The sequence below is a fragment of the Streptomyces sp. XY431 genome, assembly GCF_001279805.1.
Lineage (GTDB): Bacteria > Actinomycetota > Actinomycetes > Streptomycetales > Streptomycetaceae > Kitasatospora > Kitasatospora purpeofusca.
The window spans coordinates 1-14,145 of sequence record NZ_LGDO01000011.1; the positions used below are offsets into that span (position 1 = coordinate 1).

General features: G+C 71.4%; 13 protein-coding genes and 1 pseudogene. 6 read left to right on the forward strand and 8 right to left on the reverse strand.

The window, feature by feature from the left end; translation table 11 throughout:
* Positions 1-53: 53 nt before the first annotated feature.
* The 4 genes from ADK60_RS02250 to ADK60_RS02265 form a co-directional block, all read right to left on the reverse strand.
* The gene (locus tag ADK60_RS02250) at positions 54-545 is read right to left on the reverse strand and encodes a hypothetical protein (RefSeq protein ID WP_053642745.1); all 492 of its coding nucleotides are present in this window, start codon (positions 543-545) and stop codon (positions 54-56) included.
* A gap of 44 nt (positions 546-589) precedes the next feature.
* The gene (locus ADK60_RS02255; protein ID WP_234370901.1) at positions 590-2,929 is read right to left on the reverse strand and encodes a tyrosine-type recombinase/integrase; all 2,340 of its coding nucleotides are present in this window, start codon (positions 2,927-2,929) and stop codon (positions 590-592) included.
* Positions 2,926-3,996: a tyrosine-type recombinase/integrase gene (locus tag ADK60_RS02260; protein ID WP_234370902.1), complete on the reverse strand. Its 1,071-nt coding sequence runs from the start codon at positions 3,994-3,996 to the stop codon at positions 2,926-2,928. The genes ADK60_RS02255 and ADK60_RS02260 overlap by 4 nt, the downstream gene beginning before the upstream one ends.
* Positions 3,997-4,746: 750 nt before the next feature.
* Positions 4,747-5,202, reverse strand: coding sequence for a hypothetical protein (locus tag ADK60_RS02265; RefSeq protein WP_159400262.1), 456 nt, complete (start codon positions 5,200-5,202; stop codon positions 4,747-4,749).
* A 166-nt stretch (positions 5,203-5,368) separates the two neighbouring features.
* On the opposite strand from ADK60_RS02265, the gene ADK60_RS02270 reads away from it, so the two are divergent.
* The 3 genes from ADK60_RS02270 (at position 5,369) to tpg (ending at position 8,849) form a co-directional block, all read left to right on the forward strand.
* The gene (locus ADK60_RS02270) at positions 5,369-5,728 is read left to right on the forward strand and encodes a hypothetical protein (RefSeq protein ID WP_053642749.1); all 360 of its coding nucleotides are present in this window, start codon (positions 5,369-5,371) and stop codon (positions 5,726-5,728) included.
* A 286-nt stretch (positions 5,729-6,014) separates the two neighbouring features.
* A complete protein-coding gene (gene tap, locus ADK60_RS02275) occupies positions 6,015-8,288 on the forward strand; it encodes a telomere-associated protein Tap (RefSeq protein ID WP_053642750.1) in 2,274 nt (757 codons plus the stop codon).
* Positions 8,289-8,294: 6 nt separating this feature from the next.
* Positions 8,295-8,849 (forward strand): telomere-protecting terminal protein Tpg, encoded by a 555-nt coding sequence (gene tpg / locus ADK60_RS02280; RefSeq protein ID WP_053642752.1) that lies wholly within the window; start codon positions 8,295-8,297, stop codon positions 8,847-8,849.
* Between the two features lie 756 nt (positions 8,850-9,605).
* On the opposite strand, the gene ADK60_RS02285 is transcribed toward tpg, so the two are convergent.
* Positions 9,606-10,055 carry a hypothetical protein gene (locus ADK60_RS02285; protein ID WP_053642805.1) on the reverse strand — a complete coding sequence of 150 codons (450 nt, stop codon included), beginning with the start codon at positions 10,053-10,055 and terminating at the stop codon, positions 9,606-9,608.
* A 146-nt stretch (positions 10,056-10,201) separates the two neighbouring features.
* On the opposite strand from ADK60_RS02285, the gene ADK60_RS44415 reads away from it, so the two are divergent.
* A complete protein-coding gene (locus ADK60_RS44415) occupies positions 10,202-10,375 on the forward strand; it encodes a hypothetical protein (RefSeq protein WP_159400263.1) in 174 nt (57 codons plus the stop codon).
* 419 nt (positions 10,376-10,794) lie between these two features.
* Positions 10,795-11,772: a DUF4190 domain-containing protein gene (locus tag ADK60_RS02290; protein WP_159400264.1), complete on the forward strand. Its 978-nt coding sequence runs from the start codon at positions 10,795-10,797 to the stop codon at positions 11,770-11,772.
* A 110-nt stretch (positions 11,773-11,882) separates the two neighbouring features.
* Here the strand turns inward: ADK60_RS02290 and ADK60_RS02295 are convergent, their stop codons facing one another.
* The 3 genes from ADK60_RS02295 to ADK60_RS02305 form a co-directional block, all read right to left on the reverse strand.
* A complete protein-coding gene (locus ADK60_RS02295) occupies positions 11,883-12,083 on the reverse strand; it encodes a hypothetical protein (RefSeq protein ID WP_159400265.1) in 201 nt (66 codons plus the stop codon).
* A gap of 219 nt (positions 12,084-12,302) precedes the next feature.
* Positions 12,303-12,668, reverse strand: coding sequence for a hypothetical protein (locus ADK60_RS02300; protein ID WP_159400266.1), 366 nt, complete (start codon positions 12,666-12,668; stop codon positions 12,303-12,305).
* 466 nt (positions 12,669-13,134) lie between these two features.
* Entirely contained in the window at positions 13,135-13,704 is a 570-nt protein-coding gene (locus tag ADK60_RS02305; protein WP_234370903.1) for a hypothetical protein, read from the reverse strand.
* Positions 13,705-13,918: 214 nt separating this feature from the next.
* Here ADK60_RS02305 and ADK60_RS46105 point away from each other — a divergent pair.
* Positions 13,919-14,089, forward strand: a pseudogene (locus ADK60_RS46105) (IS21-like element helper ATPase IstB); the annotation flags it as partial.
* Positions 14,090-14,145 lie beyond the last annotated feature (56 nt).

Consider the following 14,145-nt stretch of genomic DNA (forward strand, 5'->3'; position numbering starts at 1 on the left):
TCCGGCGCCGTCGAGGGCCACAACAACAAGATCATTCTGTGGAATCAGCGATGTCAAGCCGTGTGCTTGTGCATCACGTCGAGGTAGTGGCGGTCTCGGTGAGGAACGTGGTTGTCCCGGCCAGGGAGACTGAAGACCGCGCAGACGTCAGAGGGCCGGGTGAGGATGCTGGACTGCTGGCCGAACGTGAGAGTGTCGTTGACATAGTGCTCACAACCTGCGGCGTCCAGGGCTGTGACCAGTTCCTCGCGGAGCACGGTGGCCTCGAACGACTCTGATTCGGGCAGGACGAGAGAGGGGAGTTTCGCGGTCGAACCGGGCCAGAGATGGATCCAGATGCCGCTGACTGCCCGCTGAGTGACGTCCAACTTGAGTCCGCCCCAGGAGTACGGATAGCCGTCGATATCGGGCCCCTTCATGACGTGGGCGGGGTGCGGGCGCCCTTGACCGAGGAGGTCCTCAGCCTCGGTCAAGTGCATTCCGCAGTGAAGCGGGCCGATCCGGCCGGTTCGGGCGAAGTCGACGAGCACGTTCATCAAGGTCACGGCAGTGACTGTGACACTCTCCCGGGCCTGTGCGCACTCCGATATCAGCGCAATGCGGAGCCCGTCCCGCCCTGGCGGACATCGACAAGCGGCAGAAGGCGGGCCGTCGCTGGCACGTCCAGTTCGCGTGGTGTCGGGCCAGCCGGAGTAGGCGTGTCGGCGAGGCGGTCGAGCAGCCGGTCCAGGGCCGCCTGGCCGTCCTCGACAGCTGCCTGCTCGTCGTCGGTCAGCGGGATGGACATGGCCAACTTCTGCAAGTTGCTTTTGGCTTGCAGGAGTTGGGTCTTCGTGGAGTCCTTCGGCGTGTAGAAGTCGCAGCGTGCGCAAGCCATGCGGTGCTGGCACTGCTCGAAGAAGGTGTAGCTGCAGTAGCCGTGTCCGAGGTCGTAGTGCTGCCAGGGTTCGCCGGCCGCGGCGGCGCCGGAGGCGACGGCGTCGCGGTCGACCAGGACCTCGATGGTGCGCACGTTGCGCTCGAAGTAGCCGGCTTCGGAGTAGGCCTTGGACAGGGTGGTGGGTGTGATCTTCGCGTAGTACTGGGTGGATTGCGGGGAGCGGTGTCCGAGCCAGGCCTGCAGTTCGAACAGGGTCATCGGTTCTTTGGCGTTGTAGAGCTGGCTGGCGATGGTGGACCGGGCGCGGTGGCTGGTGATGTTGCCGCGGATGTCGGCGGTCGGGACTCCGGCCTTGCGGCAGAGCATGGGGATGATGGTGTTGTTGATGTAGCTGGTGGAGACGCGGCGGGCCCGGATCGCGAACAGCGGGTCGACGAGCTCGCCGGTGCGGCGGTCGGTGAACTTCGGCTGGTCGGGGCGGGCGGCCTGCCAGGCGTCGACGGCCTGGCCGAGGATCGGGTCGACCGGTTTGGTGAAGGCGGTGCCGGTCTTGTGGGTGGGGACGTCGAGCAGGCAGACCGCGTCGCGGGCCAGGACCTGCTGCGAGTTGCCGGCGATCGCTGTCCCGTCGTGCTGCCAGCGGATGCAGCCCACCTTCAGCCGGGCGATCTCGTTGCTGCGTTGTCCGGAGAACAGCCAGGTCAGTGTGACCGCGCGGACCAGTTCGAAGGGGTAGAAATGCCCGGAGCGGGTCTGGGGGAGGTCGGCGGGTTCCAGGTTCAGGCCCGCCCACAACAGCTTCGCCCAGACCTCGTCGGCGATCACCCTGGGGTCGGGTCCGAGGAGGGCGGTGATGCTGCGGGGGATCGCCAATGCGCGAATGGGGTCGACGCGGCGGGGCAGCCACTCCCATTCCTGGCAGTCGCGGAAGAACGTCCGCAGCGCGGTGATCTGTGCGGCCTTGCTGGGCGCTTCCAGCGGCTTGCCGAGACGGTCGCCCAGCCCGGTCGTGCGCTGGACGTAGTCGCCGACCTTCATCCGGTCCAGTGCGGCAATCCACGAAGCGCAGGTCTGCCGGGTCCAGTCGGCCGGATCGGCGGCGTCGGGCTGTTCGGCGGCGATCCACCGGCCGACCTTGAGCAAGTTCGAGCGGACGCCGCCGCGAACGCGCGGGGTCAGCGTCGAGGTGGCGTGCCAGCGGTCGGCCCACTGTTCCCAGATCGGCGCGCCGCCACTGGCTCGGGCCGAGTGACGGCCGGTGCCGGGACGGGGAGGATCACAGAATCCGAGCTCGGCGACCGCCCGCTGCATCGCGTGCAGGGTGTTCAGCCGGCTGCCCTCCAGCAGCCCGTCGCGGCGGATCCGGTCGAACAGAGCGGTGTCCAGGTCTTCAAGGTGCGGGCTGCGGTTGAGCAGGAACAGCTGGCAGGCCGCCATCGGGAGCAGGGTGTCCTCGTCCCGGCCGAGCCGGTAGCCCCAGGCGCCCAGGACCGTACGAAGTCGTGCGACCTCGCCGTTGACGCGGTCGCGTCCGAAGATCCGCCAGGCCAGGGTGAGCCGCTGGAAGCTGCCGAGCCGGTGGAACTCGTTGAAGCCACCGAGCAGGTAGGCGTGCGCCGCGAGATAGGGGCGGACCTCGTCGCCTGCCCAGGCGGGCGCGTGCTGGCGGAACTCGGCCTGAGTGCGGCCGAGCAGGTGGAACCATTCCTCCTCGGTCCAGCCCCAGAAGGTCCTGCCGGTCTCCGCGCACCGCGTCAGCAGCACCGCGACCACATCGAGCATGGCCCGTCGGCGGTGCGGGGTGGGTGGGGAGTCCAGTGCGGCGTTGACCGCCTCCAGCGGAGCCAGCAGCCGCGCGATCACGCGCCAGCCCGGCGCGGACGGGTCGTGGTACTGCAGTCGCCGCAGATTGTGCATGCCCAGGTCGGCCACGGCCCTGGCCTCGGCAGGTCGCACCGCCACCGGGGCGTTGTCCCGGGGCGGGGAGATCGGCCAGGACCAGCGTCCGGCCCCGTCCTCGGCGGCGACGGCCGGCAGTGGTGCGGTCACCGCGGCACCTCCGCCGTCGCGCCGTCCGCAGAGGTGAGCATCTGTATGCGCCAGGCATGGATGTGCTCCATGCCGCGGGCCAGCTTGTCGGCCAGGTCCCGGCCGGACAGGTGGATGTACTGGAGCGTGGAATCGGTGTTGCGGTGGCCGGCGAAGGTCGCGATCGCGTGCAACTCCCAGCCCATCCGAGCCAGATCGGTCAGACACAGGTGCCGGGTGGTGTGGGTCGAGAACCGCGGGACACCGGCCTCCAGGGCGATCCGGCGGACCACCTTCGACCAGGTCCACAGGGTCAGAGGCTGCCCGTGGTTGCGCCGGGACTCCGACAGGAACAGCGGCCCCCTGGCCCGGCTGATCGTGGCCCGGTGGGCGAGGTAGACCGACATCAGCACGCCGGTCGACGCCGAGTACGGCACCACCCGCTCCAGCCGGTTCTTCGTCGTCTCCGCCCGCACCCTCAGCGTCCGATGGGCCGGATCGAGGTCGTCGGTCCGAAGCGAGCACAGCTCCTCCCGCCGCAGCGCGGCATCGTAGGCCAGAGCCAGCATCACCCGGTTGCGGACCGGCTCCGCCCGCGCGACCTGCAGGATCCCCAGCCACTGCTGTTCGCTGGGGATCCACGGCAGCTTCGTCAGCCGCGGTACCAGTCCGTGCTGTCGCCCGCCCCGCTGTCGCCCAGGGGTGTAGCGGCCCCGGCCCACCGGGTTCGACTCCCGCAGACCTTCCTCCATTAGGAAGTCGTAGAACAAGCGGACCGGCACCAGGCGCTGCTGGATCGTGACGTTCGCCAGCCCGGCGCCCGAGTCGATCGCCACCACGTTCGCACCCCGACGGTGCGGCCGCGACGTCAACTCACGTACGAACAGGGCGATGTGGGCGCGGTTCGCGGTGACCGGGTCGACGTCCTCCCGCTCGCACATCACCAGGTACTCGGCCAGCCCGCGGGCATAGGCATCGATCGTGCGGGGCGCACGTCCGAGATCCGTCCAGATCGTCAGCCAGGTCGCCGCCTGCTCATGCCTGCCGAGCACAGGCCACTTCTCCATCAGCACCGTCGTGCCACTCAACACATCTCCCAAGTCCGTGGTTGCACCGGAGAGACATGATCACCCCGGCAGATTCCACGTAACTTTTAAGATGCTGAAACGCCAGATGTTCGGCCGCGCCAACTTCGACCTCCTGCGCAAACGCGTCCTCCAAGCCGCATGACGCTGGTCGTCGCGGCGGCCTGGACGGTCACCAGCTCGTCTCGGATGACGATGGTGTCGAGCACGACGTCGTCGGCTCGGTGGAACCAGAGGTCTTGGAGGAGGGTTCATGATCGCGGTTTCGGTGACCCTCCGTGGCCCTGGCACGGAAAGTGATCCAGAACCAAATTCCAGAGAGCGTTGACACCAGCGCATGGGGAAGTAGATCAGCGGGCCGCGGGCCTCCCTGATCAGGGGACCCGTCGACCACGGCGAGATGTCGTCCTCGTCCTCGGTGAGATCCGGCCACCGTTCCAAGAGCGCCGCAACGAAGGCCGCTATTCGCTCCACCTGGGGAACCGCAGGCTCCTCCGTGTCGATGTACCGGTCGTACAGATCGGTGAAGCACAGGGCCGCAGCGGCGTCATCCGCCGGCCGCTCGCCCTCCCACACAGCAAGGTCATAACTCATGGGCGCAGCCTGCCACCCCTCACCGACAGCAGCACCAACGGACCAGATCATCTGAGACGACGAGCGAATCGGACCAGGTCATTTGAGACCGGGACCAGGCCCACCAAGACGGGACGCAAACCAACAGCTCCATTCGCAAACTGCGGTGCTTGACCCGTCTCATCGAACTTTGACGGCGTCTGAGCGAAGTTTGACCGGCTGGTACGGCTGCTGGTCGTGGCTGAGGTCCAGGGACTGGTCGACGTACCGCCAGGCGATGCTGTGCCTGCTCAGCGCCCACGCTTCGGAGCCGTTCCGGGCCTTTCCCACCCAGGTTCGGAGCTCGGGGAGTGCCTGTTCGCGCAGGACCTGGTGGGCGGTGGCCCGCTCGCTGCTCGGGATGGGGCCGACGGTGATCCAGACGCTCGACCACCAGTCGGGAGGGAGGCCGGTGCCGTAGTTCGAGCCGGTCGGTGGCACCCACCTGGCCTTGAGGAGCGTCCTGTCCGTCCAGTGGTGGTCGAAGAAGCCGAGCTGGAGGGCGTTGGAGGGCGTCTCACCGAGGGCGGAGCAGATGTCCGTTGAGGTGAGCGGCCACGACAGGTGCCGCGGCAGACGGCGGTTACGAGCTGGCACGCGTCCGAGGATCGCAGACAACCTGGTCAGGGCGCCAAGGGATTTCGGCGCGGCCTTCCACGAACCCGCTGTCCGCACACCCTGTGCTCCGGCCGGGCCGGCCCGCGCCCGCGGGCGGATCCTGGTCCCGGACCGGGACCTTCCTGCCGCACTCCGGCCCCCGGCCGTGGTTCTGGAGAGGATCCGCCGCCACGTCGCCCACCCGCTCTACGCCGCCGCACTCACCGCGGCCTGGGCCACCGGCGCCTCACCGCACCGTCTGCGCGGCGCACGCCTGCAGGACCTCACCCCCGACGGCGACGAACTGGCCCTGCCGAGGACGGCCTCGCCGGGCCCGGGGCCCGTCGCCCGACACGGAGCGCGGGAGACCTTCCGCATCCCGGCCCCGCTGCGCTCCACCCTGCTCGCCGCGGCGAGCTACCGCCGCCTGGCGGACGCCGGGCCCGGTGCGCGGTTCTTCACCGCGCTTCACGCGGACCGCCTGAGCGCCCTGGCCGCCGCCTGCGGTCTGCGCGTCCCCGCCTGATCCCAGCGGGGCCGGGGTGGGCACCGCAGTGCGCTCCCGGCCGCGGACGTCGGGTGCCCGCCCGTGCCGGGCAAGGGGAACGGACGGCGGGCGGTGAGCGACCGAGAGCCGGGAGCGCCGCTCCGAGAGAAGGTACCTCAGGAATAAGACAGCCGACCGAGAAGCACGTGCCATCTTGATGCAAACCCTTTGCAGAAAAGGCTATATGGGAACCACGACACGCGTTCCTTGAGTTGATGTCAGGGTTAAAAATGGTCTAGCCTCGGGGGGAGGAGGTGGGATCCTGATGCCCACGCAGGAAGAGCTCTTCGCGGCGGTGGACGCGCTACTGAACGACTCGGCCCCCCAGCTGCCGGAACCGGCCGAGCGGGTGCGCCTTCGGGAAGCCGCCGCCGTCACACAGACACAGCTGGCGAAAGCACTGCGCTCGACGGTGCAGACAGTGAAGAACTACGAGAACGGCCGCAGTGCCCCGAGGCCGCCGCGCCTGGAGGCATACGCCCGGCTGCTGGAGGGCTGGGCCCAGCGGTACCCGGCCCCGACCCCGGCCGCCTCGACCGTCGAGGAAGTCCCGGCGGCCTTCACACCGGCGTCCACCTCGCCCCTCTCACCCACCCCGGTCGCTCCGGCACAGGCCGATCCGCTGCCCGCCGCATCGGTGGAGGAGACGCCCGCAGCGGCCCCCCAGACGCCCTCCGCCCCGCCGGCCCGGCCCGCAGCGGCCAGCCCCGGCACCCCGGCGCTTCGCCGCGCCGCACGCCCGGCGGCCCCCTACTTCGACGGCCAGTTCCCCAACGGGCCGCTCGCGGTACTGGACGGCGACGGCACCGCCCACGGGGTCGGCGGCCTCGTCCTGGAATGCCCGGCCACCACCCTCGCCCAACTGGTCACCTGGGCACTGGGCGAGTCCGGCCTGGGCACCGCACGCCTGCACCGCAACGGCAAGGACTCCGACCCGCTGATCGTCCTCACCGCGGCCGCCGCCGCCCGCTTCGGCCTGCCGGACACCCTGGACGACGACCCGGCCACCCGACGCTCCCAGCGCCTGCCCGAGGACCACAAGGTCGTCAAGGCCCTCGCCCGCTCCAAGTGGCAGCTCACCCGCCGCGGCTTCGGCCCATGGGCCCGCATCTACAGGCCCGTCAAGGACGGACGCCGTCAGTGCGTGCAGCTCGCCGTCCTGCCCTGGCGCGCCCTGGACACCCGCGCCTGGGGCGACGCCGACCGGCTCCCCGCCCCGGACCTGGCCCGCGTCCTCGGCATCTACGCCCAACGCGTCATCACCCCCCGCGGCTCCACCGCCACCTGCGGCCTGGAACTCATGACCGCGCTGCGCCCGCCGACCCGCGCGGTGCGCGACGAGGCCACGGGAGGGTGGGTGTCGGGGCCCAACCCGGGCGCGCTGACCGAGGTGGTCCGGGCGGCGCCGCCGGAGGTCCCGGCCGAGCATCCGGCGGCGCAGGGCTGGGACGGGGGGTTCCTGGACGAGGAGTCCTACCAGTGGATCCGCCCGGTCGAGACCCTCTCGGAGGCGGAGATGCTGGAGCCGTTCGCGGTGGGCATCGACATCAACACCGCCTACCTCGCGGCCGCGAGCCGCCTGGCGGTCGGACTCTCGGGCCCGGTCCACGTCCACCGGCCCGCCTTCGACAGGAAGGTCCCCGGCTCCTGGCTGGTCGACCTGTCCCACATCCCGACCGACCCGCGCCTGCCCTCCCCGTTCACCCCCACCGGCCGGCCCCCGACGGGCCCGGCCTGGTACGCCACGCCCACCGTCGCCTACGCCCTCGAGCTCGGCCACGACGTCGCCCCCATCGAGGCCTACCTGCGCGAGCAGTCCGGCGCCTACCTCGACCCCTGGCACGACCGCCTGCGCGAGGCCTACGTCACCACCATGACCGAGGCCGGCATCCCGGTCGACAAGGACACCGACGAGCGCGCCTTCCTCGCCGCGATGACCGCCCACCGCCTCCTCAAGGACGCGGGCGAGGACCTCGACGCCCTGCGCCGGGCCCTGGCCGCCGAAGGCCTGGGGCACCTGGCGCAGATGGCCGACGACCCGCTCGCCGCAGCCGCCTGGCGCCACCACCAGATCGCCATGGTCCTCTCTGCCGTGAAGTCGACGGTGAAGTTCGGCATCGGCAAACTCCGCGAGCGCCCGCAGGGCCTGGACTACCGGCCCGGCGAGCCCTGGTCGGCACTGGAACGCCCGACGTGGCGCCCCGACATCCGGGCCGCCGTCATCGCCAAGGCCCGCGTGAACATGCACCGCAAGATGGCCAACGTCGCCCGCGCGAACGGCCGCTACCCGCTCGGCGTCAACAACGACTGCGTCGTCTACGCCAGCCCCGGCCCCGGCCCGCTGGACTTCCTGCCGCTCACCGGCTCGGGCAAGGGCGTGCTCCCCGGCACCTTCCGCCTCGGCGCCACCCCGGGCCTGTCGAAGGTCGAGGGCGTCCAGAGCATGCTGACCGTCGTGGACTGGCTGGAGGGCGAGCAGCCGATCAACCCGGCCCGCCACATCAAGGGCCACGACACCACCGCCGTCGAGGGGAAGTAGAGCGCCATGGAGGAGATCGGCGACGCCCTCGACCGGGCCGCGCCCAAGCACTTCACCCGGCCGCTGCCGAAATCCGCGCAGGCCCGGATGCGGGCCCTGGTCAAGGCCGTCAAGGGCGACACGGCCGTCGCGGCCGCGCGCCTGGGCGTGAGCCGACGCACTGTCGAGCGCTACCTCAAGGGCCAGCGCAAACACCCCCGCGCCGCGCTCCACGAGGCCCTGGAACGCGAACTGCACAAGGTGTGGCAGCCCGGCGTCCGCCGCAAGGCCCGCCGGCGGGCCGCCGGCACCGGCGGCATCACGGTGGAGGTGCGGGCCTACTTCGGCTTCACCGCCCCGGCCGGCACCAGCGACTCGGCCCGCCTGCGTCCGCTGACGGTCCGTCTTCCCCCGGCCTACGCGGAGCGCCTCTTCGCCGCCCAGGACAAGGAGGAGGGGGAGGAGAAGCTGCGCGAGATCATGGCGGAGGGCTTCCAGGAGGTCTACTTCAGGCAGGGCGGACGCGCCGCAGGCCTCGAGGTCGAGTTCACCGGTATCGAAGCGATCGACGTCGCCTACTGAACACGGACACCGTGCAGGCCCGGATGCTGCGCCGTGCCTGCCAGTCAGTCGGTTCGCCGCGTGGTTGTCCGGCCGACGGCGGCCTTGGCCCCGGATTCCCCCCGTGCCACCCCGGACGCGGTCCGGGTCGCCGGCTTCCCGCCGTGACCGAACGTCACCTCCATCTCGCCCGCCGGGCAGGCCGGGCCGGTCGGGACGCCTGACGCACTGTGGTCACAGGGGCCGGGTGCCGGTGCTGTGGGAGTGTGGCTTCCGGGTATGGCCGACACTGCCCCTGTCCCCGGGAAACAGGAAATCTTGCGGCCGACCGATCAGAAAACGGCTTGCCCGGCCCCGGTCGTGCCGAAGATTTTCCTGCGGGGCCGACGGCCCAACGGGTGGGAAGGATCTGACGGGCCGGCGGACCCGGTCGTGCGGCGGGTGGAGTCCGTCGGCCTCCGCCCGGAACGAAGCCCGGCTGTTCCGGCGTGACCGGAGTCCGCCCTCGCGCAGGGTGAGTACGGGGAGCCGCTGGGCGGGGTCGGTGCGCGGGCTGTCCGTCGACTGCTGCCGTTGTCCGATCGGAACGAGTCGGTCCCAGCCGGGTGTGGCGATGGCCCGGGCGCGGCACCAGTGCCTCCACGGCCCGGGTCGCCGTGGCCGTGATCCGCCTGTGGTTCCGTCTGCAGTGAGACGTATCGTTCCGTGCTTATCGGTCTGATGGTGCAGTTCGCTGAACAGGCGCGCGTCGACAGCCCTGACGTCTGCGGAGCCGGTCTACCAGGGTGAGCGGGTGTCGCGGTGTGCTTCTGGGGTCTGCGCGGGCAGATCCGTGTTCCGGTCCGTGCGCAGCAGCATGCCCGGGTCGGGTCCGAAGTCCTCATCGGGCGGTGCCGGCCGGTGGAAGCGCCCGGTGCGCGCAATGGTGACTTCCACCAGCCGACCCGCCTGGAACATCCATAGTCCGAAGCAGTCGTCGTCCTGGTCGCGAAGCAGAACTTGCACCGTATGCGGATGCGGCCACGCCAGCGACTCCAGGTGCCTGAGCAGGCCCTTGCGGGCACGCATCTTCTCGAACTCCAGGGCCCACCCGAACTCGTAGCCCCAGTGCCCCGCTGTCGGGACGAAGCGGCCTCGCCATGTGCGTTCCGGGTCGTCCTGCGTCAGTGGTTCCATCACCTCGTCCGACCAACGGGCGAGCACGATGACCTCGGCGTCTCTACTCATGTCGGAGTACCACCGCATCCGCCCGGTCGACCGCAACCAGACTCCTCAACCGACCGACACGGGCAAGGGCGGGCGAATGGACGAGGAGGTCTCAGTGCCAGCGGGCCCGACAACGGCGCCTTCGGAGAAGCTCGTCTGCTCGCCCCTTGGAGGCCGTCGCCGCCCTCGAACCGTCCGACCGGACCAACCGCCACGAGCCGGCCGGCTGCCTCATCGACCTCGGCCGCACCACGGAAGCCCTGGCCCACCTCCGGCACACCGGGCCCCCGCCGCCGCTCACGCCGACGGCACGACTGTGGGCCGACGTGCTCCCGACCTGACTTTCCGACGGATCCGGGCCGTGCTGCCGGCGGCAGGCCGGGGTCGGCGGGCGAGGGACGGGGTTGCCGCAGGCCGTGGTGATCCTCCAGGGGACGGCGGCGGCGGGTGTCCCGGGTCCGGCGGGCCGTCGGTGGCGGGCTGTTTCCCGGCACCCTGTATGTTGATCACCCGCCGGTGCTTCCGGTGTCCTGCGACAGCCTCTGACGTGCGGTTCTTCCTGCCCGGGTGACGGCCGTGCGGACGTCGGGGCGCTGCAGTCGCCGGATCGGGGCGGACTTCGGCCCCGAAGCCGACAGACGCTCCTCGTCTCCACGTGCGTGAAGGATTTCGCATGACCGTTCCCGCCCCGCCCGACAGCCCGCAGCCCGTGGAGGACACGACCGGCCCGCGGTCCGAGGACACGACTGACACACGGTCCGTGGAGGACACGACCGGCAACGACCCGTGGACCGCGCCGGGATCGGACCGGGGCGATGTCACCGGCAGCGGTGGGGCCCCGGCGTTCGCGGCGCTTCCGCCGTCCTGGGCCCCGTACCCGATGCCGGTGCCGCCGCCCCGCAACGGGCTGGGGACCGCGGCCATGGTGCTCGGGATCGTCGGTTCCACACTGAGCCTGGCCGTGATCCTGTTCTGGGTGTCCTGGCTGCCCGCCCTGCTCGCCGTGATCCTGGGGGCCGTCGGCCTGGGGCAGGTGCGCAAGGGCCTCGCGACCAACCGTGCGGCGGCACTCGCGGGCGTGGTCCTGGGCATCACCGGTCTGCTGGTCTCGACCGGTGCCGGCGTGTTCGTCGTGACGCAGCTGCGGGCGGTCAACGAGGAACGGAAGGCGGAGGAGGCAGCCGCGCGGGTCCGGGCCGAAGCCGCGATCGAGGCCGCCGCGACGAGGGCGGCCCAGGAGAAGGAACGGGCCGAGGCCGAGAATCAGCGGCTCGAGGCGGAGCGGCAGCGGATCGCGGCCGAGCGGGAGAAGGCGGCTGCGGATGAGAGGGCCAGGCGTCTGTCGTTCGGCCAGTCCTACACGTACCCGGACGGGCTGAAGGTCACCATGGCCGCGCCGGAGCGCTATGTCCCCAGCACGACCGTCTTCGAGGCCCCCAAGAACGCCAAGATCGTCCAGGTGAGGATCACCGTCGTCAACACCGGGTCCCAGGGCGTCTCGCTCGAAGGGGCGGGGCTGCCGTTCGTCAGGGACGCCTTCGGCGGTCCCGTCTTCACGCTGATCGACGGGAGCAGCCGGATGAAGATCCTCCCCGGCTCCCTCGCGCCCGGCGAGGAGGCCACCGGCGTGTCTGCGTACGCGCTGCCGGCCGGCGCGGCCGACCCGTTCTCCGTCGGGATCGACCACGGGCTCGGGGCGCAGCGCAAGAACGTAATCTGGTCCGGCTCGCCCGCCTGAGCGGGCCGGCCGGCTCCGTCGGCGGCCGTGGTGCCGTCGTCCTGGCACCGCCGCCGGGCCCCTCCGGCCCGGCCCGTCCGGCTGCGGAGGGGTGTACCCCGGGAGGTTGTTCACAGACCGATCCCGATCCCACCGTCGCCGCTGCCCGGACCGTCCGCGTCGTCGAAGAACGGCGCGGCCGCGCAGAACACCGCCGCCAGGCAGAACGGCTGGGAAACGAGCCGGCCCCGGAGAGGGCCCAGGACAAGAAAGAACGTGCCGATCCCGGCCGGCACCAGCCCCAGCACGACACCGACGATGCGTCTGACCACGTCCGCCCCACCCTTCGCCAGCCACCGGCTGCTCCACTGCCCATACCCGCCCGGGAGAAGGCGCCGCACCAAAGGGGGCGGGGAGGTCCTCCTGGGCCGCCAGCGCGCCGAGTCCGAAGTCCAGGTCCCTAGGACGCAGGGTGGAGCGACACGCTCCATTGCCCACAGGCCGTCGCCAGGACGGTCACCCCGACCGGATGGGCCGATGCCGCAACGCCGTCACCGGCCGTACCCGACCCGGCCGGTCATGCCCCGCGTTCGAGCGGGAACATCCCGGGGGCCCGTGTACCGCACGGCCTCCTCCACGGCCACGTCCGACAGCAACCGGGCCGCCTCGGTGCGGCCGAGCCGCCGGCGACGGGGCTCGATGCGTTCCGGATGGCCGGCGGACACCGTGTGGACGATCCGGCCGAGCGATCCGGGCCGACGGCCCCCGCGGCTGTCGAAGGTGAGCATGGAGGCCAGGGAGCACGTGGTGTTGCCGGGCGTGTGCGGGTTGATGTCCGGCCGTGCCCCGTCCGGCCGGGCGGCCTTCTCCCGCAGGCAGACGGCGCGCAGGGCCGCCTCGCGCAGACCCGCGACCACCTGGGCCGCGATCCTCCCGGCCCCGATCCCGTTCTCGGAACCCCTCCACCACCACCGGCCGGCGATGAAGAAACCCTGCGTCACGCCCCGGGACACGGACACCCCGACCGTCCACGGCCGCCGGGGCCGGGCCCACCGCCCCGGCACACCGGCCCCGCCCCGGCACACCGGCCCCACCCGCGGCAGCACCCGGCCGCCAGCCCCCGGCGTCATGGACCTGAAAGCGCTGCGCCGTCCACGACGACCGGCGGCCGGATGAGCAGCAGGCAGGGCAGGCGCGGACGGCCGCGTCCTCGGGGGCCGACGGGGCGGTTCCACAGGGCACGGGGCCAGGAACAGAGACCTCGGGGCCGCAGTTGGCGGGCGATCAGCAGCCGCCGACGGCGCAGGAGCGCACCGCGCCGGCGGACCTTCCACATCGGCTGCACGTCCCCCCGTTCCAACCGGTCCGGCGCCTCCTGGTCGGTCAGGCGGTGGGGCCGGAGACAGGGGACTGGTTGACGTGGTAGATCCGGTTCCGGAGTTCGGTCTCGGCCCAGTCCAGGTCGGCTCGCAGGTCGAGCCAGACCTGGTCCTTGCGCTCGCCCGGCCGGTCGAGTCCGACGGCGGCCCAGGAGAACGCGCCCTGGAGGATCTCCCGCTTGCGTCCCGGGCTGATGACGGAGAGAGCGAAGGACACGGCGATGCCGGCCCGCGTGACGATCATGCGGTCCTCGTCGTCCGGGTGCGGGCGGCCGCCGGTGAGGTAGCGCGGAACATCGGTGATCTTGAGCCACTCCAGGGTTGCGCCGGACACCTGTTCGTCGAGGATCTCCGCGATGGAGTCGCGCACCGCGACGGCGGGTTGCGGGCCGAGCCAGTCCAACCAGTGCTCGGAGTCCGTGAGCGCGGCGAAGTCGTCCTTGGGCGTGCCGTAGTTCGGATTCTCCACGAACTCCCCGGTCAGCTTCCCGTCCGTGCCGACCCGCCAGGCGCCCTGGACCGCTTCCCCCGGGATGTAGCCGTTGGGGTCGCCGACCAGGTCGGGATCGATCACCGCAACCGATCCGCCGGGGTTCGCCGCCGCCTGCGCGACAAGCGCGGGCGGAGGCGACTGCAGGATGCGACGCCGCTCGGCCGATATGTTCCCCATGTGAGCAACCCTTCGTTCGGTCCGTCCGGGGAGGTCGCTGCCGCCCCGCCCGAGGCATGCTCCCACGGGCGCCGACGAGCTGATCACCCGGCTGCTGCGCCAGGAGCGTCCCGCCCGGGTGGCTGTCGCCTCGAACGAAGCCCTGTCCGGCCGGACGAGGACCTTCACCGACCCGCGTCCTCGCGCTGCCGTCGTCGACCGCCTCACCTTCGGTGGCGGCATCGTCGAGACCGGCACCGGCTCCTACCGTCTCGCCACCACCCGCGCCCGCCCGGAGCCGCAGGCCGCGGTCGGCCGGCCTCCCGCGGACGGGCGAATCCGATCAGCCGGCGCGGGGCGGACGAC

Bases quoted from the DNA above. Each gene is read 5' to 3' on its own strand.
- tpg (WP_053642752.1), top strand. From the start codon at position 8,295: ATGGAGGAGATCGGCGACGCCCTCGACCGGGCCGCGCCCAAGCACTTC.
- ADK60_RS02285 (WP_053642805.1), bottom strand. From the start codon at position 10,055: ATGAGTAGAGACGCCGAGGTCATCGTGCTCGCCCGTTGGTCGGACGAG.
- tap (WP_053642750.1), top strand. From the start codon at position 6,015: ATGCCCACGCAGGAAGAGCTCTTCGCGGCGGTGGACGCGCTACTGAAC.